The 22,873-nt window shown below is 72.9% G+C and carries 23 protein-coding genes and 1 pseudogene; 14 read left to right on the top strand and 10 right to left on the bottom strand.

Translation table 11 applies throughout. From position 1 onward, the window contains the following. Positions 1-95: 95 nt before the first annotated feature. Positions 96-1,007, bottom strand: a complete 912-nt coding sequence (ligD, locus tag ACGFIZ_RS19265) for a non-homologous end-joining DNA ligase (protein ID WP_393420986.1) — start codon at positions 1,005-1,007, stop codon at positions 96-98. Further along, positions 997-1,938 (bottom strand): non-homologous end-joining DNA ligase, encoded by a 942-nt coding sequence (gene ligD / locus ACGFIZ_RS19270; protein WP_393420988.1) that lies wholly within the window; start codon positions 1,936-1,938, stop codon positions 997-999. Before ligD (ACGFIZ_RS19270) ends, ligD (ACGFIZ_RS19265) begins: the two co-directional genes overlap by 11 nt. An 86-nt stretch (positions 1,939-2,024) precedes the next feature. Here ligD (ACGFIZ_RS19270) and ACGFIZ_RS19275 point away from each other — a divergent pair, with 86 nt between their 5' ends. Beyond that, the gene (locus tag ACGFIZ_RS19275) at positions 2,025-3,053 is read left to right on the top strand and encodes a Ku protein (protein ID WP_393420990.1); all 1,029 of its coding nucleotides are present in this window, start codon (positions 2,025-2,027) and stop codon (positions 3,051-3,053) included. Between the two features lie 555 nt (positions 3,054-3,608). On the opposite strand, the gene ACGFIZ_RS19280 is transcribed toward ACGFIZ_RS19275, so the two are convergent. Beyond that, positions 3,609-4,001: a PPOX class F420-dependent oxidoreductase gene (locus ACGFIZ_RS19280; protein WP_393420992.1), complete on the bottom strand. Its 393-nt coding sequence runs from the start codon at positions 3,999-4,001 to the stop codon at positions 3,609-3,611. Between the two features lie 162 nt (positions 4,002-4,163). Between ACGFIZ_RS19280 and ACGFIZ_RS19285 the strand changes: the two genes are divergently transcribed. Together ACGFIZ_RS19285 and ACGFIZ_RS19290 are read left to right on the top strand one after the other, a co-directional pair. Continuing rightward, positions 4,164-4,814, top strand: a complete 651-nt coding sequence (locus ACGFIZ_RS19285) for an FKBP-type peptidyl-prolyl cis-trans isomerase (RefSeq protein WP_393420994.1) — start codon at positions 4,164-4,166, stop codon at positions 4,812-4,814. Between the two features lie 152 nt (positions 4,815-4,966). After that, positions 4,967-5,824, top strand: coding sequence for a hypothetical protein (locus ACGFIZ_RS19290; protein ID WP_393421035.1), 858 nt, complete (start codon positions 4,967-4,969; stop codon positions 5,822-5,824). 88 nt (positions 5,825-5,912) lie between these two features. On the opposite strand, the gene ACGFIZ_RS19295 is transcribed toward ACGFIZ_RS19290, so the two are convergent. Then, entirely contained in the window at positions 5,913-7,097 is a 1,185-nt protein-coding gene (locus tag ACGFIZ_RS19295) for a hypothetical protein (RefSeq protein ID WP_393420996.1), read from the bottom strand. A 332-nt stretch (positions 7,098-7,429) separates the two neighbouring features. Here ACGFIZ_RS19295 and ACGFIZ_RS19300 point away from each other — a divergent pair, with 332 nt between their 5' ends. Further along, positions 7,430-8,440: an NADPH:quinone reductase gene (locus ACGFIZ_RS19300; protein ID WP_393420998.1), complete on the top strand. Its 1,011-nt coding sequence runs from the start codon at positions 7,430-7,432 to the stop codon at positions 8,438-8,440. 188 nt (positions 8,441-8,628) lie between these two features. On the opposite strand, the gene ACGFIZ_RS19305 is transcribed toward ACGFIZ_RS19300, so the two are convergent. Next, positions 8,629-10,278 carry a fatty acid--CoA ligase gene (locus tag ACGFIZ_RS19305; protein ID WP_393421000.1) on the bottom strand — a complete coding sequence of 550 codons (1,650 nt, stop codon included), beginning with the start codon at positions 10,276-10,278 and terminating at the stop codon, positions 8,629-8,631. Positions 10,279-10,334: 56 nt separating this feature from the next. Here ACGFIZ_RS19305 and ACGFIZ_RS19310 point away from each other — a divergent pair, with 56 nt between their 5' ends. Continuing rightward, positions 10,335-10,826, top strand: a complete 492-nt coding sequence (locus tag ACGFIZ_RS19310) for an NUDIX domain-containing protein (RefSeq protein WP_347671853.1) — start codon at positions 10,335-10,337, stop codon at positions 10,824-10,826. Positions 10,827-11,081: 255 nt separating this feature from the next. Here ACGFIZ_RS19310 and ACGFIZ_RS19315 read toward each other — a convergent pair whose 3' ends face one another. After that, the gene (locus ACGFIZ_RS19315; RefSeq protein ID WP_393421003.1) at positions 11,082-12,758 is read right to left on the bottom strand and encodes an MDR family MFS transporter; all 1,677 of its coding nucleotides are present in this window, start codon (positions 12,756-12,758) and stop codon (positions 11,082-11,084) included. Positions 12,759-12,864: 106 nt separating this feature from the next. Here ACGFIZ_RS19315 and ACGFIZ_RS19320 point away from each other — a divergent pair, with 106 nt between their 5' ends. Genes ACGFIZ_RS19320 through ACGFIZ_RS19335 form a run of 4 tightly spaced genes read left to right on the top strand, consistent with a single transcriptional unit; the run spans position 12,865 to position 16,461 of the window. Next, entirely contained in the window at positions 12,865-13,209 is a 345-nt protein-coding gene (locus ACGFIZ_RS19320; RefSeq protein WP_393421005.1) for an MFS transporter, read from the top strand. Next, positions 13,191-13,637: a hypothetical protein gene (locus ACGFIZ_RS19325; protein WP_393421007.1), complete on the top strand. Its 447-nt coding sequence runs from the start codon at positions 13,191-13,193 to the stop codon at positions 13,635-13,637. Before ACGFIZ_RS19320 ends, ACGFIZ_RS19325 begins: the two co-directional genes overlap by 19 nt. 29 nt (positions 13,638-13,666) lie before the next feature. Beyond that, the gene (gene rfaE2 / locus ACGFIZ_RS19330) at positions 13,667-15,586 is read left to right on the top strand and encodes a D-glycero-beta-D-manno-heptose 1-phosphate adenylyltransferase (protein ID WP_393421009.1); all 1,920 of its coding nucleotides are present in this window, start codon (positions 13,667-13,669) and stop codon (positions 15,584-15,586) included. Next, positions 15,583-16,461: a glycosyltransferase gene (locus ACGFIZ_RS19335; protein ID WP_393421011.1), complete on the top strand. Its 879-nt coding sequence runs from the start codon at positions 15,583-15,585 to the stop codon at positions 16,459-16,461. Before rfaE2 ends, ACGFIZ_RS19335 begins: the two co-directional genes overlap by 4 nt. A gap of 28 nt (positions 16,462-16,489) precedes the next feature. Here ACGFIZ_RS19335 and ACGFIZ_RS19340 read toward each other — a convergent pair whose 3' ends face one another. The 3 genes from ACGFIZ_RS19340 to ACGFIZ_RS19350 are packed head-to-tail and all read right to left on the bottom strand — an operon-like array spanning position 16,490 to position 18,652. Next, a complete protein-coding gene (locus ACGFIZ_RS19340) occupies positions 16,490-17,593 on the bottom strand; it encodes a glycosyltransferase family 9 protein (RefSeq protein WP_393421013.1) in 1,104 nt (367 codons plus the stop codon). Positions 17,594-17,596: 3 nt separating this feature from the next. After that, positions 17,597-18,148, bottom strand: coding sequence for an Hsp20/alpha crystallin family protein (locus ACGFIZ_RS19345; RefSeq protein ID WP_393421015.1), 552 nt, complete (start codon positions 18,146-18,148; stop codon positions 17,597-17,599). Between the two features lie 18 nt (positions 18,149-18,166). Then, positions 18,167-18,652: a DUF2231 domain-containing protein gene (locus tag ACGFIZ_RS19350; RefSeq protein WP_393421017.1), complete on the bottom strand. Its 486-nt coding sequence runs from the start codon at positions 18,650-18,652 to the stop codon at positions 18,167-18,169. 163 nt (positions 18,653-18,815) lie between these two features. On the opposite strand from ACGFIZ_RS19350, the gene ACGFIZ_RS19355 reads away from it, so the two are divergent. The 3 genes from ACGFIZ_RS19355 to ACGFIZ_RS19365 all read left to right on the top strand — a co-directional run bounded on the left by ACGFIZ_RS19355 (position 18,816) and on the right by ACGFIZ_RS19365 (position 20,916). Beyond that, a complete protein-coding gene (locus tag ACGFIZ_RS19355) occupies positions 18,816-19,433 on the top strand; it encodes a pyridoxamine 5'-phosphate oxidase family protein (RefSeq protein ID WP_393421019.1) in 618 nt (205 codons plus the stop codon). Between the two features lie 120 nt (positions 19,434-19,553). Further along, positions 19,554-20,309 carry a hypothetical protein gene (locus tag ACGFIZ_RS19360; protein WP_393421021.1) on the top strand — a complete coding sequence of 252 codons (756 nt, stop codon included), beginning with the start codon at positions 19,554-19,556 and terminating at the stop codon, positions 20,307-20,309. Between the two features lie 121 nt (positions 20,310-20,430). Further along, on the top strand, positions 20,431-20,916 hold the full coding sequence (locus ACGFIZ_RS19365; protein ID WP_393421023.1) for a GNAT family N-acetyltransferase: 486 nt from the start codon (positions 20,431-20,433) through the stop codon (positions 20,914-20,916). Positions 20,917-20,926: 10 nt separating this feature from the next. Here the strand turns inward: ACGFIZ_RS19365 and ACGFIZ_RS19370 are convergent, their stop codons facing one another. Continuing rightward, entirely contained in the window at positions 20,927-21,475 is a 549-nt protein-coding gene (locus tag ACGFIZ_RS19370; protein WP_393421025.1) for a DUF4240 domain-containing protein, read from the bottom strand. A gap of 151 nt (positions 21,476-21,626) precedes the next feature. Between ACGFIZ_RS19370 and ACGFIZ_RS19375 the strand changes: the two genes are divergently transcribed. Both ACGFIZ_RS19375 and ACGFIZ_RS19380 read left to right on the top strand, forming a co-directional pair. Then, on the top strand, positions 21,627-22,151 hold the full coding sequence (locus tag ACGFIZ_RS19375; protein ID WP_393421027.1) for an SRPBCC family protein: 525 nt from the start codon (positions 21,627-21,629) through the stop codon (positions 22,149-22,151). Between the two features lie 522 nt (positions 22,152-22,673). Next, positions 22,674-22,873: pseudogene (locus ACGFIZ_RS19380) on the top strand (hypothetical protein); the annotation flags it as partial.

Below are 22,873 nucleotides of genomic sequence, written 5' to 3' on the forward strand. Positions count from 1 at the left end.
ACCCACCGCCGCACGGCAATGTTGGACAGTTCGCGTTCATACCGAACGACAACTGTCCAAGATCGCCAAGGCGCGGCAGGGGTGGGAGTGGGTGCTTACAGGGGGAGTGGCGGGCCGCCGTTCAGGAGCGGGGCCAGCAGGTCGCCGTGCTTGTCCACCCGTTTCAGCGCCTCCCCCGCCGTGTACGGCTTCGTCGCCGGGCGCTTGCCGGCGGCACCGGCGGAGACCTCGTCCCAGGTCAGCGGGGTGGAGACCGACGGCACGGACTGGGCGCGCAGCGAATACGGGGCCACGGTCGTCTTCGCCGCGTTGTTCTGACTCCAGTCGATGAAGATCTTCCCGGGGCGCAGGTTCTTCGCCATCTTCGACACGATCAGCTTCGGGTGCATCTTCTCCAACTCCTGGGCGATCCGCCGGGCGTACGCCGACACGTCGTCGGAGGACTGGGTGCCCGCGATCGGGCAGCAGAGCTGCATGCCCTTCTTCCCCGACGTCTTCGGGTACGAGTCCACCCCGTCGGAAGCGAGCCGGTCGCGCATCAGCAGGGCCACCCGGCAGCACTCCCGCAGCCCGGCCGGGGTGCCCGGGTCCAGGTCGACGACCATCATGTCCGGATGTTCGCCGATCTTCCACTGCGGCGTGTGCAGCTCCAGGGCGGCGAGGTTGGCAAGCCAGACCAGGGTCGGCAGGTCCTCGGCGACGACGTAGTCGATCGTCTCCCGCCCCTTGCTCGATCCCGGCGCGGGCAGCGTCTCCGTACGCACCCAGTCGGGCGTGGCCGCCGGCGCGTTCTTCTCGAAGAACGACTTCTCCGCCACCCCGTTCGGGTACCGGATGCGGGTCAGCGCCCGGTCGGCCAGGTGCGGCAGCAGCACCGGGGCGATCCGCGTGTAGTAGTCGATGACCTCGCCCTTGGTGAAGCCCGCCTCCGGGTAGAGCACCTTGTCGAGGTTGGACAGCTCCAGCGCCCGGCCCTCGACGGTCACCCGCAGCCGTTCAGCCTGCATCGTCGACCTCCTCGGGCGGCTTGTCGGGGCGCAGCCGCAGCAGCCGGGGGAAGCGCAGCCGGCCGTCGGGGGTGCGCTGGCCGTACTTCACCTCCACCACCACCCGAGGGTCTACCCAGATGGCGCCCCGCGCATCCTCGCGCGGCACGTCCCCGGCGAACGGGGCGGTGCCCGTACGCAGCGGCTCCAGCTCGCGCAGCAGCTCGCGCTCGATGGCCGCGCCGATGCCGCCGCCGACCCGCCCACGGTAGGCGAGCCGCCCGTCCGGGCGGGGCACACCGACCAGCAGCCCGCCGATCTTGCGCGCGCCGGGCCGCCAGCCGCCGACGACGAAGTCGCCGGTCACCTCCAGCTTGACCTTGACCCAGTCCGGGGAGCGCACGCCAGGCCGGTAGGCGGAGCCGAGCCGCTTGGCCATCACCCCCTCCAGGCCGTTCTCGCCCGCCGCGTCGTAGGTGGCCGGGCCGTCCGAGAAAGCCGGGGGTACGGCCCACCGCGCCCCGCCCAGGCCGAGCCCCTCCAGGGCCGCGCGCCGCTCCCGGTACGGGCGGCCGGTCAGGTCCTCGCCGCCGAGCCGGAGCAGGTCGAAGATCATGTACGTCACCGGAGCGCTGGCCGCCAGCCGGGCCGCCTTGGCCGGGTCCCGCACGTGCATCCGCGCGGCCAGCGCGGTGAACGAGGGCTGACCGGTGGCGTTGAGCGAGACCACCTCGCCGTCGAGCAGCGCGTCGCCGACCTGCTCGGCCAGGGTGATCAACTCGGGGTACGCGACGGTGATCTGCACGCCGGAACGCGCGTACAGATGTTGGCGGCCGTTGACGATGTCGGCCAGCGCGCGGACCCCGTCCCACTTGAACTCGTACGCCCAGTCGGCGCCGGCGGGCAGCGGGCCGGTCATCGCGAGCATCGGCTTCAGCGGCGCGCCGGGCACCTCCTGACTGTAGTTGCCTGCGGAAGCGCTCGCGCCCGCTTCGATCCTTTGCGATCCTGAGCTGTACCGGTGAGAGGAGCGGGGCCATGCGGGCGATCTGGAAGGGGGCGGTCTCGTTCGGGCTGGTCTCGATCGCGGTGAAGCTGTACTCCGCCACCGAGGAGAAGGACATCCGCTTCCACCAGGTGCACCGGGACGACGGCGGCCGGATCCGCTACAAGCGCACCTGCCAGGTCTGCGGCGAGGAGGTCAGCTACGACGACATCGCCAAGGGGTACGACATCGGCGGCGGCGAGATGGTCATCCTCACCGACTCCGACTTCGCCGAGCTGCCGCTGACCACCTCGCACGCGATCGACGTGCTGGAGTTCGTCCCGGCCGAGCAGGTCGACCCGATCCTCTACAACAAGGCGTACTTCCTGGAGCCGGAGGGCGCGGCCACCAAGCCGTACGTGCTGCTGCGCGACGCGCTGGCCGACTCGGAGCGGGTGGCGATCGTCAAGGTGGCGCTGCGCCAGCGGGAGCAGCTCGCCACCCTGCGCGTACGCGAGGGCGTACTGCTGCTGAACACGATGCTCTGGCCGGACGAGGTGCGTACCCCGGATTTCGGCTTCCTGGACGAGGACCTGAAGATCCGCCCGCCGGAGCTGGCGATGGCCAGCTCGCTGATCGACTCGATGGCCGGCGAGTTCGCCCCGGACGCGTTCACCGACGACTACCGGGCGGCGTTGCAGGAGGTCATCGACGCGAAGGTGGAGGGCCGGGAGGTCGTCCAGCCGGAGGAGGTCGAGGAGGCCCCGGCCGCGGCGGTGGACCTGATGGCGGCGCTGAAGGCGTCCGTCGAGCGGGCCAAGGCGGCGCGCGGTGAGGAGCCGGAGCGGGCCGGCGGCGGCGAGCCGACCCCGATCACGTCGGCCCGGTCGGCGCAGAAGGCGGCGAAGGCGCCGGCGAAGAAGGCCGCCGAGAAGAAGGCGACCGCCAAGAAGGCCACCGGTGCGGGTGCTGGCGGGGGCGCGAAGAAGGCGGCCCCGAAGAAGGCAGCCGAGAAGGCGGCGCCGGAGAAGAAGGCCGCCAAGAAGGCGGCCCCGAAGAAGGCGGCCCGCAAGACGGCCTGAGCCGGGAATGGCCTGGGCGCGAGCCCCTAGACGCGGGATCGCCTGGACGCGAGACGGCTTGGCCACGAGACGGCGAGAGCACAGCGTGCCGGCCGGTCCGACACTCTCTTCGGCCGCCTGTGGAGCTGCCCGCACCGACGGGGCAGCCGGGCGCGGACGGCCGGACGACCCCCGCGACCACGCCGCCGCTGGCGGCTGAAGTGCCGGCAGCGGCGCCGACGGCGAAACCCGGCAGCCGCGCCAGCGGTGAACACGGCGGCGGCGCCGACGGCGAAACCCGGCAGCCGCGCCAGCGGTGAACACGGCAGCGGCGCCGACGGCGGAAGAGCGACAGCGGGCCTGACCGGCGCCAGCCACGACTGGGGGCATGCCCGGTGAGCTATTGCTGCCCTGTGGCCCCCGCGCACCGGCAGCGACTCGTGCCGGGCGGGACGACCATTGGCGCGCCGGTGGGGCCGCCCGGACGCGGTAGCGCGGATGGGGCAGCTCCACAGCGTCCAGAACGAGTACCGGCCCCTCCTCCGCCGTACACGGAAAAGGGGCCAGCCTCTCGCCTCAGCCCTGGTTGAGCTTCTGGGTGGGGGTGACGCGGACGATCACCCGCTCCTCGCCGGGCTTGCGGAACGGGTAGGTGTCCTGCCCGAGGTACTTCTTCGCCAGCTTGTCGATGTGCTCGTCGGCGCCCTCCTCGACGAACTCGGCGGTGCCCTTCACCCACAGGGCGCGGAAGTCGTTCGCCTTGTCGACGATCGAGATCCCGACGGCCGGGTTGCGCCGGATGTTCTCGTACTTGCGCCGCCCCTTGGCCGTGTTGAACACGATGTGCTCCCCGTCGGTGTCGATCCAGACGGGCGTGACGTGCGGGGTTCCGTCGGGCTCGACGGTGGCAATGTGGGCGAGTTGGGGCTCGGCCAGCAGGGCCAGGTCTACTTCGGTGAGGATCGCCATGGTCGAAAGCTACTCGCACCTGAGCCCGCGCATCGGAAAGACGGCGCACCGGGGCACAAAAGGAGGCCGGCCGAGGGGGACACCCGGCGGGGCCCTCCGGGTACCGTGTGCGCTGGCCTCGGCAGCGGCCGCCGGGCCCCCATCTCTTGACAGGGAGTCGACGTGAGCGAGCGTGTGCAGAACCGGCCGGCGGGCCAGGGTCCGGGCGGCAAGGCGGAGCGGCGGCTGGCTGCCCAGCTGGCGGCGAAGAAGGCCGCCGAGGCGAAACGCCGCCGGCAGTCGATCCTCGGCGCGGTCGCCGGCGTCGCGGTCGTCGGCGTGCTGATCGGGGTCTTCGTCGCCGTGAACAGCGGGGACGACGACAAGGACCAGGCGGCTTCCGCGCCGTCGGCTAGCGCCTCGGCCGCTGGGCCCACCGCGCCGCCCACCCCGCAACTGCCCGAGGGGGCGGATCCGGCGCTGGGCACCAGGCCGAAGGTCGAGGCGGGCAAGGGCGAGCTGAAGAAGCTCACCGTGACCACGCTGATCAAGGGCAAGGGCCCGGCGGTGAAGTCCGGTCAGCAGATCACCACCAACTACGTGGGGGTCTACTACAAGGACGGCAAGGAGTTTGACTCCTCCTGGAAGCACGGCGAGCCGGCCACCTTCGGGATCGGCGTAGGGCAGGTCATCAAGGGCTGGGACCAGGGGCTGGTCGGGGTGACCGTGGGCAGCCGGGTGCAGCTCGACATCCCCGCCGAGCTGGCCTTCGCCAACCTCGACGGCCCCCAGGGCCCACTGCGGTTCGTCGTCGACGTGCTGGCGGCGCAGTAGTAGCGCGGTGCGCTAGTTCACAGGAGTCTTCCTCCCCTTGCGCACCACCAGTAGGTTCAGGGTCACCGTGGGCTGTGGCCCCGCTCCACGGTGACCCGACCGACGCGGAGGTGCACGTGGCGGCGCTGGACGACCCCGGGCTCGCCCGGCTGATGTGGACGCACTTCGAGCCTGTCCACGCGGTCACCTACTTCCACCCGCGCGCCCGCGCCGCCTACGAGGCGGTCGGGCTGCGCGGCTACTGGCGGGGCTACTTCGCCGGCCGGGCCGCCCCGCTCGGCACCGTCGAGGCGGCCCCGGTGGTCGCCGCGTTCTACAGCTTCGCCCCGTCGATGGTGGCCCGGGCGCTGCCGTCGGTGTGGAAACTGGCCCCTCCGCAGGAGGCGCTACGCGCCCGGCTCACGGGAGCGGTGCAGGCCCTGGCTGAGATGACGTACGAGCTGCCCGAGGCGCACCTCGCGGAGGCGGCCGACCTGCTGGCGGAGGCGGCCGGCGCGGTGCAGGTCGCCGGTCGGGTGCTGGGCGCGGCGAACGCGGCCCTGCCCGCCGGCGAGTACCCGTTGGCCCGGCTCTGGCAGGCCGCCACCACGCTGCGCGAGCACCGCGGCGACGGGCACGTCGCCGCGCTGGTCGCCGCCGGCCTCGACCCGGCGGAGGTGGTGGCCTGGCGCTGCCGGGTGGACATGTCCCGCGAGTTCCACCAGATGGCCCGGGGCTGGACGGACGAGGAGTGGGCGGCGGCGGAGGAGCGGCTGGTCGAGCGGGGCTGGCTGACTCCCGAGGGCGAGGCGACCGCGCGGGCCACGGCCGAGTTCCGCGCCGTCGAGGAGGCCACCGACCGGGCCGCGGCCGGGCCGTGGCTGGCGCTCGGGGCGGACCGGTCCGCCCGGCTGCGGGAGTTGCTGGCGCCGATCGCCCGCCGCTGCCACACGATCATTCCGGCGCAGAGCCCGATCGGCCTGCCGGCCGTCGGGCCGGAGGCCGACGTCAGCCCGCTACCCGCCCGCTGAGCGACGCGGCGATGAGCAGACCCGTCACGGGCCTGCTCATCGATCCGGCTGTCTTGGCACGCGGCGGATACCGCCTCCGGGGCTCCGATCAGCTCAGGAAGTAGGAGTAGGTGGTCGAGCTGTTGTACGGCGCGTAGTTCCAGTAGTGGTACACCTGGCCGAGCTGCCCCCACTTGGACCGGACGTAGTTGCTGGTGCCCACCCAGATCCCCGAGTGGTCGTCACTGGCGTAGGACAACTTCATGCTGGAGAACCAGATGTACGGCACCTGCCACCTCGTGTAGCTGCCGTCGTTCCAGTACGTGTCGTCGCCGGGGGTGTTCATCCAGCGGTCGTTCGCGGTGGACGTGGTGTACCAGGCGTAGGAGTGGCAGTTGTACTTACGGGTGGAGCTCCGCTCGAGCGTCGCCGAAGGGTAGTAGGTGTACACGTAGTTGTTGTTGGCCGTGATCTGGGCACTGGTCAGTTCGGTGGTCATCGTGATGACCGTGACCGCGCTGCCCCTCGGGGTGTAGACCGTGCTGTAGTAGTCCTGCGTGGTGAACCCGTCGGTCACCTCGTGCCGGACGAGCGGTTGGGTCATGTGCTGGCGGACGGCGTCCAGGGTGGCGGTCGTGGCGCCGGGGACGAGTTGGATGCCCTCCCGCAGCAGCTGGGACTGCTTCCAGTCCCAGCCTTCCCGCACGGCGAGCGCCCGACCGAGCAGGACGGCGGTGGGCTCCAGCCCCGCGTCGCCGTACACCGCCGCGTGGCTCTGCTTGACGGCGAACTTCTCCTGCCCGACGCGCATCAGCGATTCGAGTTGACCCGCCGTCATGGCGTCGAGAACCTGAGGCTGCGCGAGCACGCTCTCCAGCTTCCAGACGTCGAGCGTCCGGTTACCGGCCTGCAGTTCGGTGTCCGTCGACGGGATGCGAACGTCCAGCTTCTGGTAGCGGTCGAGCAGCACCGCGGGCGCGTCCGGACGCCGCAGCAGCTCACGGAGCCCGGTGAATCGGGAGGCCACGACCTCGAGACCGTGCTGGACGTCGTTGAATGCCAGCGCGTCGGGCAGCAGCGGATAGTCCAGTACCGCCGTGGTGAGCTGCTCGGTGCTCATCTTCGCGATGGTCGCACGTGGGATCTGTACGGCGTCCACCATCGCGTCGTGCGTGGCAAGCGCGCGCCACTCGGGTGCGCCGCCCTTGATGGCGTACTGGAATGGCGAAGCTGCGCTAGCCGATTGTGCGGGCACGAGCCCGACGGCCACCACCATGGCGACGACGGAGAACATCGCCCTTCTTGTCACCCGACCGGGTTTGCCCATTTTTCGTCCTTTCGGCCCATCGCAGATTTAATCGATCTAGTTAAATCTATCACTAGAGCATCACTCTCCGTGGCTGGGGACGGATTTCGGACACTCGCACGGCCGGAACCCGACATCCACGACCGGCAACGCCAGGGCCCTCCCCGGCGCCTCCGACGGCGGCCGGCCGACCCCGGAGGTCGTCGCCGGGCTCGGCTGATCCGCCGCAACCGTGCCTACCGGGGTCGGAATGATCCCGTACCGTCCGGGTAGCGGGGACGCGGGCGCGCGGCCCGGGCGTCGAGGCTGAGGAGGCGGCGATGAAGGCGATCGTGTACGAGACCAACGGCGACGCTTCGGTGCTCCAGCTCGTGGACCGGCCAGTGCCCGAGCCGGGGGCGGGTGAGGTCCTGGTGCGGGTGGCCGTCTCCGGGGTGAACCCGACCGACTGGAAGGCCCGCCGGCAGTGGCCCCTGCCGGCCGGCTGGCAGACCCCCGGCCAGGACGGCGCCGGGGTCGTGGAGGCGGTCGGCGCGGGCGTGGACCAGGGGCTGATCGGCGAGCGGGTGTGGCTGTGGGAGGCCGCCTGGCAGCGGCCCTGGGGCACCGCCGCCGAGTACACGGTGGTACCGGTCCGGCACGCGGTGCCGCTCGGCGACGCCTCCTTCGACCTGGGGGCGTGCCTCGGCATCCCGTTCCTGACCGCGCACCGGTGCCTGACGGCCGGGGAGTTCATGCCGGACAGGCTGCACGCGGGCGCGCTGAGCGACCACACCGTGCTGGTGCAGGGCGGGGCGGGCGCGGTCGGCAACGCGGCGATCCAGCTCGCCCGCTGGGCCGACGCCTGCGTGATCGCCACGGTGAGCAGCGCGGAGAAGGCGAACCTCGCGGCGGCGGCCGGCGCCTCCCACGTGATCAACTATCGGGAGCAGGACGTCGTCGAGGAGGTCCGCAAGATCGCTCCCGACGGGGTGCACACCGTCGTCGAGGTCTCCCCGGCGCGCAACGCGGCGGTCGACGTGCAGGTGCTGCGCCGGGGCGGGGCCGTGTGCGCGTACGCCGACGACGGTGGGGGCGAGGTGACCCTGCCGGTCCGTGCGCTGATGGTGCCGAACGCCCGCTGGCAGTTCGTGCTGATCTACACCGCTCCGGCGGCGGCCAAGGCGCAGGGGGTGCTGGACGTCGCGGCGGCAGCGGCCCAGAACGGAATCCGGGCCGGCCAGGACGCGGGCCTGCCGCTGCACCACTGGCCGCTGGCCGCGACGGCGACCGCGCACCAGGAGGTGGAGCGCTCGGTGGTCGGGAAGGTGCTGGTCAGCACCACCGAATGAGCCGCGTTCACCGGGTGTTTTCCCCGACTGCGGGACAGAGGCGAACAAGTTTCGCGACAATGGTCCAGCGGGACGATCCCGCACGAGACGGGCGGCCCCGGCGCGGTGCGAACGCCGGGGCCGCCCCTTGGGGAGGGAGGCTCAGGAGTGTCCCCCTGCCCTATCAGGCGACGAACCGCCTGATGGCGTTACGGCGCCGTCAACTCCAGGACCGCCAGGCCGCCTTCGGCGTACCGGGAGCGGACCACCTTCTTGTCGAACTTGCCGACGCTGGTCTTCGGGACCGCGTCGACGAACGCCCACCGCTCGGGCAACTGCCAGCGCGCCACCGACCTCGCGAGGAAGTCGCGCAGGTCCTCGGCGGTCGCCTCGGCGCCCTCGCGGAGCACCACGGTCGCCAACGGCCGCTCGTCCCAGCTCGTGTCCGGCACGCCCACCACGCATGCCTCCAGCACGGCCGGGTGGGCCATCAGGGCGTTCTCCAGGTCGACCGAGGAGATCCACTCCCCGCCGGACTTGATCACGTCCTTCGCCCGGTCGGTGAGGGTGATGTACCCGTCCGGCGAGAGCATGCCCACGTCGCCGGTGCGCAGCCAGCCGTCGTGGAACTTGTCCGGGTCCGGGGCGTCGTCCCCGACGTACCGGGCGGTGACCCACGGGCCGCGGACCTCCAGCTCGCCGACGGACGTCCCGTCGGCGGGCAGCGGCTCGCCGAGCGGGCCGACGATGCGCGCCTCGACCCCGGCGGGGACGCGGCCCTGGGTGTACCGGTAGCGCCAGGCGTCCGCGCCGGTCGCGCCGGCCGGCGGTCGGGCGACCGAGCCGAGCGGGGACATCTCGGTCATCCCCCAGGCGTGGACGATCTCGATGCCGTGCCGCTCGTGGAAGGCGTGCATCAGCGCGGGCGGGCAGGCCGAGCCGCCGACGATCACCTCCTTGAGGGAGGAGGTGTCCACGTCGCGGCCGTCCAGGTATGCCAGCAGGTCGGTCCAGATGGTCGGCACCGCGCCGGCCAGCGTGGGCCGCTCGGCGGCGATCATCTCGGCGATCGGGGCGGCCTGGAGGAACCGGTCCGGCAGGATCACCGACGCGCCGGACATGAACGCCGCGTACGGCAGCCCCCACGACATGGCGTGGAACATCGGCACGATGATCAGCTCGCGCGTGGTCGGCCCGAGGCCGAACCCCTCCGGCAGGCAGACCTGGAGCGAGTGCAGGTAGATGGACCGGTGCGAGTACGCGACGCCCTTGGGGTTGCCGGTGGTCCCGGACGTGTAGCAGAGGGCTGCCGCATCGCGCTCGTCCAGCTCCGGCCAGTCGTAGACCTCCGGCCGGCCGGCCAGCAGGGCGTCCCAGTGGTGTACGGCGATCCGGTCGCCGGCCGCCGCCACCAGCGGGGCCGGGTCGCCCCCGCCGACCACCACCACGTGCCGCACCGTGGTCATCTGGCCGATCGACTTCGCCAGCAGCGGGACGAGCGTCGTGTCGACCAGCACCACCCGGTCCTCGGCGTGGTTGGCGATGTAGGCGACCTGGTCGGGGAAGAGCCTGATGTTCAGCGTGTGCAGCACCGCGCCCATGCTCGGCACGGCGAAGTACGCCACCAGGTGCTCGGCGTTGTTCCACATGAACGTGGCGACCCGCTCGTCGCCCGTCACCCCGCACTCGTCGCGCAGCGCGTGGGCGAGCCGGGCCGCCGTGCGTCCCACCTCGGCGTACGACATGCGGTGGGGCTCGCCGCCGGTCCACGTGACCACCTCGGCGGCGTGGTGCACGGTGGCGCCGTGTTCGAGGATCCGGGCGACCTGGAGGGGGGCGTCCATCATCGTGCTACGCATGGGTAACAAGCTAGTGTCGTGGGTCACACGTTGGGAACCCCCCGTAAATTGTTCGGGTGAGCATCTCCTGGGCCGACTCGTACGTCGGTCAACTGCGCGCCCTGGCCGGTGACCGCACCCTGATGTTCGTCGGCGCCCGCGCCGTGGTGCGCGACAACGCCGGCCGCCTGCTGCTGATCCGGCGCTCGGACAACGGCCAGTGGGCGATGCCGGCGGGCGCGATGGAGCTGGGCGAGTCGATCGCCGACTGCGCGGTGCGCGAGGTACGCGAGGAGACCGGGCTGCGGGCCCTGCGGGTCGGGGCGTTCGCCCTCTACACCGGCCCGGACCGGACCCACACCAACATGTACGGCCACACGTACCAGGTCTTCACCGTCGCCTTCCGGGTCGAGGACTGGGACGGGGACCTGGCCCGGGTCACCGACGAGACCACGGACGCCGGCTTCTTCCCCCGCGACAGGCTCCCCGCCCCGCTGTCGACCTCGGTCACCGAGACCCTCGCCGATTTGGACGTCTTCGAGCAGACGAACCGGCTGATCCTCAAGTAGGCCCGGCCGAGGGCACCGGGCTGATCCTCAAGTAGGCCCCGGCCAAGGGCACCGGGCTGATCCTCAAGTAGGCCCCGGCCAAGGGCACCGCGCTGATCCTCAAGTAGGCCGGTCCGCCCCACGGACGCGGGACGGACCGGCACCGCCGGGTGGCCTCCCCCGTTGAAAGGCATCCGGCGGGCAGCCGCTCGACGACGGCTCCACCTGTACTGGGCGTCGACACCCGTGATTCTGTTACGTGATCAACGCGCTCCGTCACAGCATGGTTTGGCTCTTGGCCTGCATGTCGGCGGCGGCCTCGTCCTTCGACTCCTTCGTCAGCGGCTTGCCGCCCGGGGCGGGGGCCTTCCCGCCCAGCGGATCGGCCCCGCCCGTGGCGCCCTGCGGCCCGGCGCCGCGCAGCCTCTCGTTCGGCAGCGCCAGGGTGACCAGCACCGCCACGACGGCGATCAGGCCGGTGGTGAGGAAGACCAGGTGCAGCGAGTCGACGAAGGCGGCCTGGACGGCGGCGCGGACCGGGCCGGGCAGGGCCAGGATGGTCGAGGGCTCGTTGATCGAGATGTTCGTCCCGCCCCGGGCCGCCACCGCCGCCCGCTGGTCCGGCGGAAGCTGGGCGATCGCGCCCGGCAGCCGGTCGGCGAGCTGGTGGGTGAGCTGCGACGAGAGCACCGCCCCGAGGATCGCCACGCCGAACGACCCGCCGAGCGACCGGAAGAACGTGGCCGAGGAGGTGCCCGCACCCAGGTCCCGGGGGTCCACCGCGTTCTGCACCGCGAGGATCAGCGACTGCATGCACAGGCCCAGGCCGACGCCGATCACCACCATGTAGCCGAACGCCACCCAGAGGGAGGTGTCCACCGCCAGGCGGGTGAACAGCAGCATGCCGGCGAGCAGCACGACCGTGCCGGCCACCGGGAACCACTTGTACCGGCCCATCCGACTCATCGCCCGGCCGGTGAGGATCGAGGTGACGATGATGCCGGCCATCATCGGCAGCATCAGCAGGCCGCTGCGGGTCGGCGAGGCGCCCTTGACGATCTGCAGGTACAGCGGGATGAAGATGATCGACCCGAACATCACCAGGCCGAGCACGAAGCCGGCGGCGTTGGCCAGCGCGAACGTGGCGCTGCGGAACAGCCGCAGCGGCAGGATCGGCTCGGCGACCCGGGCCTCCTGGAGCAGGAAGAGCGCGGCCAGCACCGCCCCGGCCGCGAACAGCCCGATGATGACGCCGGAGCGCCAGGCGTACGTGGTGCCGCCCCAGCTCAGCGCGAGCAGCAGGCAGCTCACCCCGGTGACCAGCACCGCCGCCCCGATCCAGTCGATCGCGTGCTCCCGCCGCTGGAACGGGATCAGCCGCATGACGTGGTAGCAGACGACGATGGCGAGGATGGCCAGCGGCACGTTGATGTAGAAGATCCACCGCCAGTTCGTCTCGGCGAAGTAGCCGCCGACGAGCGGGCCGGCCACCGAGGAGAGGCCGAACACCGCCCCGAACAACCCCTGGTACCGGCCGCGCTCCCGGGGCGACACGACGTCCGAGATGATCGTGAACGCGAGCGTCATCAGGCCGCCGGCGCCGAGCCCCTGCACGCCCCGGGTGACGATGAGCTGGGTCATGTTCTGTGACAGCCCGGCCAGCAGCGAGCCGAGCAGGAACGTCCCGATCGAGAAGAGGAAGACCGGGCGGCGGCCGTACAGGTCGGCCATCTTGCCGTACAGCGGCGTCGAGGCCGTGGAGGCGAGCAGGTACGCCGTCACCACCCAGGAGTAGTGGTTGATCCCGCCCAGCTGACCGACGATGGTGGGCAGCGCCGTACCGACGATGGTCTGGTCCAGCGCGGCCAGCAGCATGCCGGTCATCAGGCCGAACATGAGCAGGCGGAGCTGGCGGGCGGTCAGCACGGGTCGGCTCTGGGTTCCGGCGGTCACCCGGCGTTCTTTCCCGTCTGGCGCGGAACATGCCCGGGCCGTCGTGCCGGGCGACGGCAGCGAGCGGGAAACCGACAGGGCCCTGCCAGCCCGCCACCATCCGCTGGTGAAACCGCTGCGCCGCCTGGCGCTGGACGTCACGCCGCTGCGCACCTCCCGGGACTTCCGGCTGGTCTTCTCGGCGGCGGGAGTGTCCGGCTTCGGGTCGTTCTTCACGTACGTGACGGTGCCGTACCAGGTGTACGAGCTGACCCCGGATCCGCTGCTCGTCGGCCTGCTCGGGGTCTGCGAGCTCGTACCCCTGCTCGTGATGGCCTTCGTCGGCGGCGCCCTCGCCGACTACCTGGACCGGCGGCTGCTGGTGCTCGGCGGCGAGATCGGGTTCACGCTGCTCTGCGCGGCCCTGCTGGTCAATCCGGCTGGACGTCCCGGGTGCACCGGCACGGCCTGATGGTGGTGCTCGCGGCCGGGGCCTGGGGCCTGGCGATCGTCGGCTTCGGCCTGGTCGGCTCGCTGTGGGTGGCCCTGGCTTTCCTGGCCCTGGCCGGCGCGGCGGACATGGTCTCCGGCCTGTTCCGCATGATCATCTGGAACCAGACCATCCCCGACCACCTGCGCGGCCGGCTCGCCGGCATCGAGATGCTGTCGTACTCGACCGGGCCGCTGCTCGGCCAGCTCCGCTCCGGCCTGGTGGCCCGTACGCCGCTGGGCGTCGGCGGGTCGATCGTCTCCGGCGGCGTGCTGTGCGTGCTCGGCACGGTGGCGTTGGCCGCCGCGCTGCCGGCGTTCCTCCGCTACGACGGCCGCGACGGCCTGGCCCGCAAGCAGGCCGAGGACGTCGCCTGGGTCGCCGCCGCGGCACCGGCGTCCCAGGTTTGACCCGGGACGCCGGGGGGACCCCGACGGGCATGGCAGGAGCAGCAGCGGAGGAGCGCCGGCTCGCCACCGTCGTGGAGAGCTGGCTGGGACGTCCCGTGCTGGTGATCGGCGACGCCATGCTCGACGAGTGGCGGTTCGCCGAGTCGGACCGGCTCTGCCGGGAGGCGCCGGCGCCCGTGCTCACCCTGCGCCGCCGGATCTCGGCGGCCGGCGGCGCGGCGAACACCGCGGTCAACGTCGCCGCCCTCGGCGGGCGGGCGGTGCTGGTCGCCCCGGTCGGCGCCGACGCCGCCGGGGACGAACTGCACGACTGCCTGGACCGGGCCGGCGTCTGGGATCGTACGGTCAACCATCCCGGCCGGCCGACGCCGGTGAAGCGGCGGATGCTGGCCGGCAACCAGATCCTGCTGCGCGAGGACTCCGGCGACCCGGACGACGTGCTGGACGACGACGGCGTGGCCCGGCTGCTGACGGCGCTGGAGTGCGCCACCGAGGAGCTGCGGGCCGCCGCCGGCGGCGAGCCGCCCACCCTGGTGGTCTGCGACTACGGGCTCGGCGCGCTCCCCGCCCCGGTACGCGCCTGGCTGGTCGCCGCCCGCGACCGGTACGCCACCGTCGCGCTGGACGCGCACGACCTCGCGGACTGGCGGGGCCTCGCGCCGACCGTGGTCACCCCGAGCTTCGCCGAGGCGACCCGGCTGCTGGCGCGGGCCGCCTCCCGTACCGACTCCCACCTGCACCTCGACCACCCGGAGACCGACCCGGCGGACGGGCCGTCGGAGCTGAGCGTGGGCACCGCGCCGGGCGGCCTGGGACGTCCGACGGGCCTGACCGGCGAGCCGACGCCCGGCGAGGAGCGGGTGACGCTGACCGGTGACGGGCTCAGTGTGACCGGGATCGCCGTGGACCCGACGGCCGGCGACCGGGTGGACCGGGCCCTGCTGGCCGAGGCGCGCCTCGCCGAACTGCGGGCGCACACCGGCGCGGACGTCGTCGCGGTGACCCTGGACACCGACGGGGCGGTGGTCGGCGGCACGGACGGCGAGCCGCGGCGCAGCCACAGCACCCCCGTACCGGCCAGCCACGCGGTGGGGGCGGGGGACGCGTACCTGGCGGCGATGACGCTGGCCCTGGCCGCCGACGCGCCGCTGCCGACCGCCGCCCAGCTCGCCCAGCTCGCGGCCACCATCACCGTGTCGGACACGGGCACCTGCGTGTGCCGGCGCGAGGACCTGCTGGAGGCCCTCGGCGTCGGCGGCGCGTCCGTCGGGAACCGGGTGCTGGTGTACCCCGACGAGCTGGCCGCCGTCGTGGCCGCCCACCGGGGCGAGGGCCGCTCGGTGGTCTTCACCAACGGCTGCTTCGACGTGCTGCACCCGGGACACGTGCGCTACCTGGAGCAGGCGCGGGCGCTCGGCGACCTGCTGGTGGTCGCGGTGAACTCCGACGGCAGCGTCCGCCGGCTGAAGGGGCCGGACCGCCCGGTCAACCCGGCGGAGGACCGGGTCACCCTGCTCGCCGCGCTGGCGTGCGTCGACCACGTGGTGGTCTTCGAGGAGGACTCGCCGGCGGGGCTGATCGAGGTCGTCCGCCCCGACGTGTACGTCAAGGGCGGCGACTACCCGCCGGACATGGTCCCGGAGGCGCCGTTGGTGCGCCGCCTCGGCGGTCAGGTCCGCACCCTCGGGTACGTGCCGGACCGCTCCACCTCGGCGATCATCGAGCGGATCCGCGCCACCGGCCGGGACAGGCCGTACGGTCGGAACCGGGCCGACGCGCGCAACCGGCTCGACGCCGGGGACCCGGCCCGGGGCCGGAACCGGGGCGCCGGCCGCGACCCGGTCGACGGGCGGGGCGCCGCCGCGGGCCGGAACGGCGGGCCGCGCGACGCCGGGCGGGGCTCCGGCGGCCGGGGCGCCACGACGCCGGTGCCGGGCAGGCCGGCGTGAACCGGCCGCTGGACCTCGGCACCGTTGCGCGGTTCCGCCGGGAACGGCAGCTCGACGTGCTGATCCCGACCCGCAACCGCCCGGCCGAACTGGCGGTCACGCTCTCCGGGCTGGCCGCCCAGGAGGGCGTACCCGGGTTCGGGGTCGCGGTCAGCGACCAGTCCGACGACCTGCCCGCGTACGCCCATCCGGCGGCGGCGACGATGGTGCGCGCGCTGCGCCACCGGGGCCACCCGGTCCTGCTCACCCGGCGGCTGCCCCGGCGCGGGCTGGCGGAGCACCGGGCGTACCTGCTCGACCTGTCGGCGGCCCGGTACGTGCTCTGCCTCGACGACGACGTCTGGCTGGAGCCGGGCACGCTGCGCCGGCTGGTCACCGCGATCGGCGAGCTGGGCTGCGGCTTCGTCGGCAACGCGGTGCACGGCCTGTCGTACGTCGACGACGTCCGGCCGGAGACGCACCGGCACTACGAGGAGTGGGTGGGCCGGCCCGTGCCGGAGCGGGTCCGCCCCGGCACCCGGGAGTGGCACCGGTCGGCCATCCATCCGGCGGCGAACCTGCTGCACGTCACCGAGAAGCTGCGCCTGCCGCCCGGGGCGTGGCGGGCGTACAAGGTCTCCTGGGTGGGCGGGTGCGTGCTCTACGACCGCGCGGCCCTGGTCGACTCGGGCGGCTTCGGCTTCTGGCGGCGGGTGCAGGTGGACCACCAGGGCGAGGACGTGGCCGCCCAGCTCGCCGTGTTGGAGCGCCACGGCGGCGCGGGGGTCCTGCCCAGCGGGGCGTACCACCTGGAGTCGCCGACCACGGTCACCGACCGCGGCGTGGAGGCGTGGGAGGTCGTGCTGTCCGGCTCGGACGCGCCGCAGCCGGCGTGAGCCCGGTCGGACGCGCCGTGGCCGCGCGTCAGGCCAGCAGCTCGCGGGCCGCCTCGACCACCTCGACCACCGGCACGTCCCCGACGAACGAGTCGCGGTGCGGGCACTCGCCGTCGCCGGGGCGGTGCGGATAGATCCCCGGGGTGCAGTCGACCCCGCAGACCGGGCAGTGCACCGTCCAGGAGGCGATCGGGCGGTGCCGGCCGCGCAGCGGGTGCCCCGTGTTGATCATGTTGCCGACCCAGAAGATCCCCACGGTGGCCGCGCCGACGGCGGCGGCCAGGTGCAGCGGGCCGGTGTCGTTGGAGACCACCAGCGCGCAGCCCGCGTAGCAGGCGGCCAGCCCGCCGAGGCTGAGCGTGCCGACCTGCGGCCGGACCGGCACCCCGGCCGCCGCGACCACCCGGTCCACCACCTCCCGCTCGGCCGGGGTGCCGGTGACCAGCACCTCGTACCCGTCGCCGACCAGGGCGCGGGCGACCTCGGCGAAGCGCTCGGCCGGCCAGCGCCGCCGGGTGTCGGTGGCCCCGGGGTGCAGCGCCACCCGGGGCCGCGCCGGCTCGCCGAGCACCCGCGCCGCCTCGGCCCGGTCGGCGTCGGTGACCGCCAGCGTGGGGACGATCGTGGTGGCGGGCGCCCCGATCAGGCCGGCCACCTCCAGGTAGCGCAGCACCTCGTGCTGGTAGTAGACGTACCGGGTCCAGCGGTCCAGCGGTGGCGCGTCCTCGGCCCGCAGCCCGGCGGTGACGCGGGCGCCCAGGCGCGCCACGAGGGGGTTGGAGTTGCCGCCGCCGCCGTGCAGTTGCAGCGCCACGTCGAAGCGTTCCTCGCGGGCGGCCGACAGGAACGCCACCATCGGTCGCTCCGGCTCCCCCGGGTCGGGCCCCCGGATGCCGGGCGCCGGCGGCACCACCAGCACGCGGTCCACCGGGCCGGGCCGGTCGCGCCAGAGCTTCGCGTGCCACGGCGCGCCGAGCAGCACGATCTCCGCCCCCGGGTACGCGGCGCGCAGCGCGTCCAGCGCGGGCAGGACGAAGATGAAGTCGCCGAGCGCGTTGGCGCGCAGCACGGCGATGCGCGCGACCTCGGGCACGCGTTCGCCGACCGGGCCGAGCGGGGACGCGACGGCCACGCGCTACGGCCGGTCGATCTCGCCGGCGGCCGTGTCCGGGCGGTGCAGTTCCCGGTCGGCGGCGGGATCGGCGGGGCTGGTGGTGCCGGCCGCCGTCCGGTGGCCGGCGCGGCCGATGGTGATGGTGCGGGGCGCGGGGCGGGCCGCCCGGGGCAGCCAGACGCGGAGCAGTCCGTGGTCCATCACCGCGTCGACGCGCTCGGGGTCCACCCGCGACGGCAGGTCGATCCGGTACTCGAAGCCGCGGGTGGTGAAGCCGCCGGGGATGCCCTGGTCCGCGTTGACCTCCGCCTCCGAGCGGGCCCGGACGCACAGCTCACGCTCCTCCAGCTCGACGGCCACCTCCTCCGGGGCGACGCCGGGCAGCCGTACGATCGCCTCCCAACCCTCGGCGGTCTCCGCCAGCTCCACCTCGGGCGGGCCGGACCGGCCGCCGCCGACCAGCCGGCTCAGCTCGGACCGCAGCGAGTGCAGCTCACCCATTGGGTCCCAGCCCTGCTGCCGTCCGCGCCAGGCCCGGCCGACGCCGCCGCCACCGCTGGACTGTTCGCTCATTCGCACGTCTCCCATCCGTCAGCGGGCCGCCGGGGGCCGCAGTGAACTGGGCGCGTCGAGGTTGGCCTCCCGGTCGACGCCGACGCCGAGCCGGTCGACCAGTTCCCCGCCGAGCCAGGCGCTCGCGCCGAGGATGGCCAGGGCGACCACCTCGATCGCGATCAGCGCGCCGCCGGCCGTCCGGTACTCGGAGTTGAGCCGAACCACCCACACGGCGGCGAAGAGCAGGACCACCGCCAGGTTCGCGGCGGCGTGGCTGAGCCCCACCCGCTTGGCGCGGGTCCCGGTGGGGATGGCGAGCAGGTCGAACGCCCCGGCCGCCGCGGCCAGCAGGCCGCCGATCAGGCCGACCAGGATGTTCCAGTACGCCACCTCGCCGAGGAACTTCGGGCCGCCAAGCGCGTCGACGATGTCGAAGATCACCGCGGTGACCAGCAGACCGACGGGGAACGGGATCAGCATCGGGTGCACGGGGTGACCGAGCACCTTGAGTCGGCTTTCCATCGGACCTCCATTGGTCGGTTCTCCGACGCGCCGGTCGAGGCGGTACCCGGCGCACCGGTGGACAAACCTCGCGCGCGACGCGCTCGCCTAGGCTGGGCGGACGGGGGCCTACTGCGTCGGCGCCGCAGGCCGCCACCGAGGTCAACGGTCGGGGGAGGATGACGTGACGGTGGAGATCACCTCGCACGAGGAGCTGCGCGAGCTGCTGGGAACGCCGACGGCCCGCGCGGCGAACAAGGAGCGGACGGCCCTGCACGAGCTGGACCGGCAGTGGCTGGCGGCCTCGCCGTTCTGCCTGATCGCCACGGCCGGCGCGGACGGCACCTGCGACGTCTCCCCGAAGGGCGACCCGCCGGGCTTCACCCTGGTCCTGGACGACCGGACGATCGCGATCCCCGAGCGCCCCGGCAACCGGCGGGCGGACGGCTACTGCAACATCCTCGACAACCCGCACGTCGGGCTGATCCACCTGATCCCGGGCCGGACGGACACCCTGCGGATCAACGGCCGGGCCCGCCTGGTGCGGGACGCGCCCTACTTCGGCGACATGGTGGTCCAGGGCCACCGCCCGGTGCTCGCGATCGTCGTCGAGATCGAGCAAATCTTCTACCACTGCGCCAAGGCGTTCCTGCGCTCGCAGCTGTGGCAGCCGGAGACCTGGCAGCCGGGCGTCCTGCCGTCCCGGGCGCGGCTGGTCAAGACGGTGGAGGCGCCGCCGGAGAGCCTGGCGGAGCTGAAGCGTCACTACGGCCCGCGGTACGTCGAGTCCATCTACACCTGATCGCGGGCTCGGCGCAGGTCCGGCCGGGGGCGGACGTTTGGGCCGGCGGCTCAGGGTACTGATACCGGCGACGGCCCAGAGCTGCGGCTGAAACCCGGGTCGAGGAAGGATGGACGTTCGATGCCCACGCAGAACAGCTCGGGGCGCGGCGGCGGATCGACCGCGACCACGAACCCGCCGGGCAACCAGACCCCGAACACCCCCGACGTCAACGAGAGCGAGATCGCCCGCCTCAAGGTCGACCAGCTCCGCGACCGGCTGCGCCGGCGCGGCATTACCGGCACCGCCGACATGCACAAGGACGAGCTGGTCAAGGCCCTCGTCAAGGCGATGCGCGACGGCACCCCCACCAGGGGTGGCTCGGCCAAGAAGTCCGGCGGCGGCTCGGCGAAGGCGTCGGGCGGCGGCTCGGCGAAGGCGTCGGGCGGCGGCTCGGCGAAGGCGTCGGGCGGCGGCTCGGCGAAGGCGTCGACAGGCAGCGCCTCGAAGGCGTCCGCCGACGGTGGCGTCCGCACGGGCAGCCACAGCTCCCGGTCGCTGCGGTACTCCCAGGAGGTCACCTCGGTCGACGACGAGCCGGAGCGCCCGGGGCGGAGCCTGGTCACCACCGACCACGAGGTGATCCGGCGGTGGGCCGAGGCACGCGGGGCCGTGCCGGCCACCGTGGACGGCACCGGGCACGACGGGCACCCCGGGGTGCTGCGCTTCGACTTCCCGGCGGGCGGCCGCGAGGACCGGCTGCGTGAGATCAGCTGGCAGGAGTGGCTCGGCACCTTCGACCGCCGCCGGCTGAACTTCATCTACCAGGAGCAGCGCTCGGACGGGCGGCAGAGCAACTTCTTCCGGCTGGAGAACCCGAACCGCGAGGACGGCTGAGCGGCGAAGGGAACACCGAGCGGAGGGGCCCGGGTCGGCGCGTCGGCTCGGGCCTCTCGTCGTCTTCCACGGCCGGAAAACGGCTCGGCGCGGCCCGGCCGCCCCTGCTAGCGTCCGCCCCGTGCTGATCCGGGAGTTCGCCGAGGCCGACTGGGCCCAGGTCTGGCCGATCATCAGCGAGGTGGTCCGGGCCGAGGAGACCTTCCCGTACGACCCGGCGATGACCGCCGAGCAGGCGTACGGGATGTGGGTGGAACGCCCGCCCGGGCGGACCGTCGTGGCGGTCGAGGGCGACCGGGTCCTCGGCACGGCCAAGATGGGCGCCAACCGGCCCGGCCCCGGCTCGCACGTCTCCACGGCAAGCTTCATGGTCGCGGCGGACGCGCGCGGGCGCGGGGTCGGCACGGCCCTGTGCCGGGACGCGCTGGACTGGGCGCGCGGGCGCGGCTACGCCGGGATGCAGTTCAACGCGGTGGTCGAGACGAACCACGCGGCGGTGGAGCTGTACCGGCGGCACGGGTTCGAGATCGTCGGCACCGTGCCCGGGGCGTTCGCCCACCCGGCCCGGGGACGGGTCGGGCTGCACGTCATGTACCGCGCCTTCTGACCGCCCGCCGCTACCGGGCCTCCGCGGGCCAGCCGTCCGGGTTGCTGCCCGACTCGCGGGAGATCCCCGACCCGGTGTCCGGCCAGCTGCCGAACCGCTTGTCGTGCAGGTGCGCGAAAAAGTAACACATCTCCTCGCACTCGCCGTCGAGGACCGCCACGGCCGGGTTAGCGCGCACCGCCTCGTAGAACTCCCGGCCCAGCGCCACGATGTGGCCCCGGCAGTACAGGAAGCCGTCGTCCGAGCCGTCCGTCACCTCGTGGACGTCGGCGCGGTCGAGGTCGTAGAGCTTCCGCTCGACCACCCGGTCGAGGTCGGTCAACTCGTCGCTGGACAGATCGGCGCTGAGGGCGCGCAGGCTGGCGAGGAACGGGTCGAGCCAGTCGTCCATCGCGTACGCGTCGACGTCGTCGGCGTCCGGGTCCCGTCCGGCCAGCGCGCGCCGCAACGCCTGCGGCTCCGGGCCCAGCCGCTCCCACGCCGACTCCAGCAGCGACCAGAGCCGGGCCTCCTCGGCGGCGCTCGGCAGCCGCCCGACACCCTTCGTCGAAACACTCACAGCCGCACGCTAACCGCCGCCACCGACACCGCCGGTGTGACCGGCGTCCCTGATGGACCTGTTTGGGGCGACCGGGCCCGGGTAGGACTCCTGATGGACGCGAAAGCGTTCCCGAACGAGAACACCAAGACCCGAACCCGAAGGAGTGATCATGACTACCAGGGTCGAGAAGTCCGTCGAGGTGAACGTTCCGGTCAGCACCGCGTACAACCAGTGGACGCAGTTCGAGGAGTTCCCGAGGTTCATGGGCGGCGTCAAGGAGGTGCGCCAGCTCGATGACCGGCGCATGCACTGGGTCGCCGAGATCGGTGGCGTGAAGCGCGAGTGGGACGCCAAGATCCTCGAGCAGGTTCCGGACCGCAAGGTGGCCTGGGCGGCCACGGAGGGCGCGACCAACGCGGGCGCCGTCCACTTCCACCCCGTGGCCACCGACCGCACGATGGTGAAGCTCTCCCTCGAGTACGAACCCGAGGGCCTGGTCGAGCAGGCCGGTGACAAGCTGCACATCGTCGAGAAGCAGGCCGAGCGGGACCTGGAGAAGTTCAAGTCGTACATCGAGAACCGGGGCGTCGAGACGGGCGCCTGGCGGGGCTCGATCGACGAGGGCCGCCGACTCGGCACCCCCGGTGCCGAGTACGCCGCCGGCACGGCCGGCGACAGCGGTCGCCTGAGCTGACCTACGTCCGCACGGGGCCCGGACCGTTCGCGGTCCGGGCCCCCCCCGTGCGCGTACAAGGGCCCCGATGGCACCTGCTCTCACGGCAGCCGGGCGGCGCCCCGGTCAGCGGCTCGCGCGGCAGTAGGGTTGCCGGCGGCGGGGACGCCACCCGCCCTGTCCATCGATCGAACGGGGCGACGCCGTGGGTGAGACCGCGATCCGGCTGCGGCCGGTGGTCGAGGAGGATCTGACGTTCCGTTGGTAGTCCGTCTTGTGATCAGGTAGTTACGCTGGCATGCTGGCGTGGCATTCCGGCAAACCGGACCGTCGGGCCGCCTCGTTCGGCAGAACGGAGGCCGAGGTCCAGCAGACCAGGGATGAGGGTGGCAGCAATCTTGCAGGGCCGCCCGACAGGAATACCAGCGAGTTTCGACGGGCGGTGATCGGTTGGCACCGAAGTCGGGTGCGCCAGATGGCCCGAACACCCTGCTCAGCGACGCCCGCCGCCGACTTTTGTCCCCGAGCGGTTCAGGCCGACGGATGTCCCGGCAGGAGGTCGCCGAGGCGGTCAACAACTACCTGTGGGGCACCTACGGCACGAGAACCAGCATGGACGCCAACCACGTTGGAAAGCTTGAGCGAGGAGGTGCGCCACGAGGCGCCTGGTTGTATCCCCGGCGCAGCCGGGAGGAACTCGAAGGGAGGTTCCTGGGTCCGATGGCTTACCTGGATCCGAAAGG

This window comes from Micromonospora sp. NPDC048830 (assembly GCF_043198215.1).
Lineage (GTDB): Bacteria > Actinomycetota > Actinomycetes > Mycobacteriales > Micromonosporaceae > Micromonospora.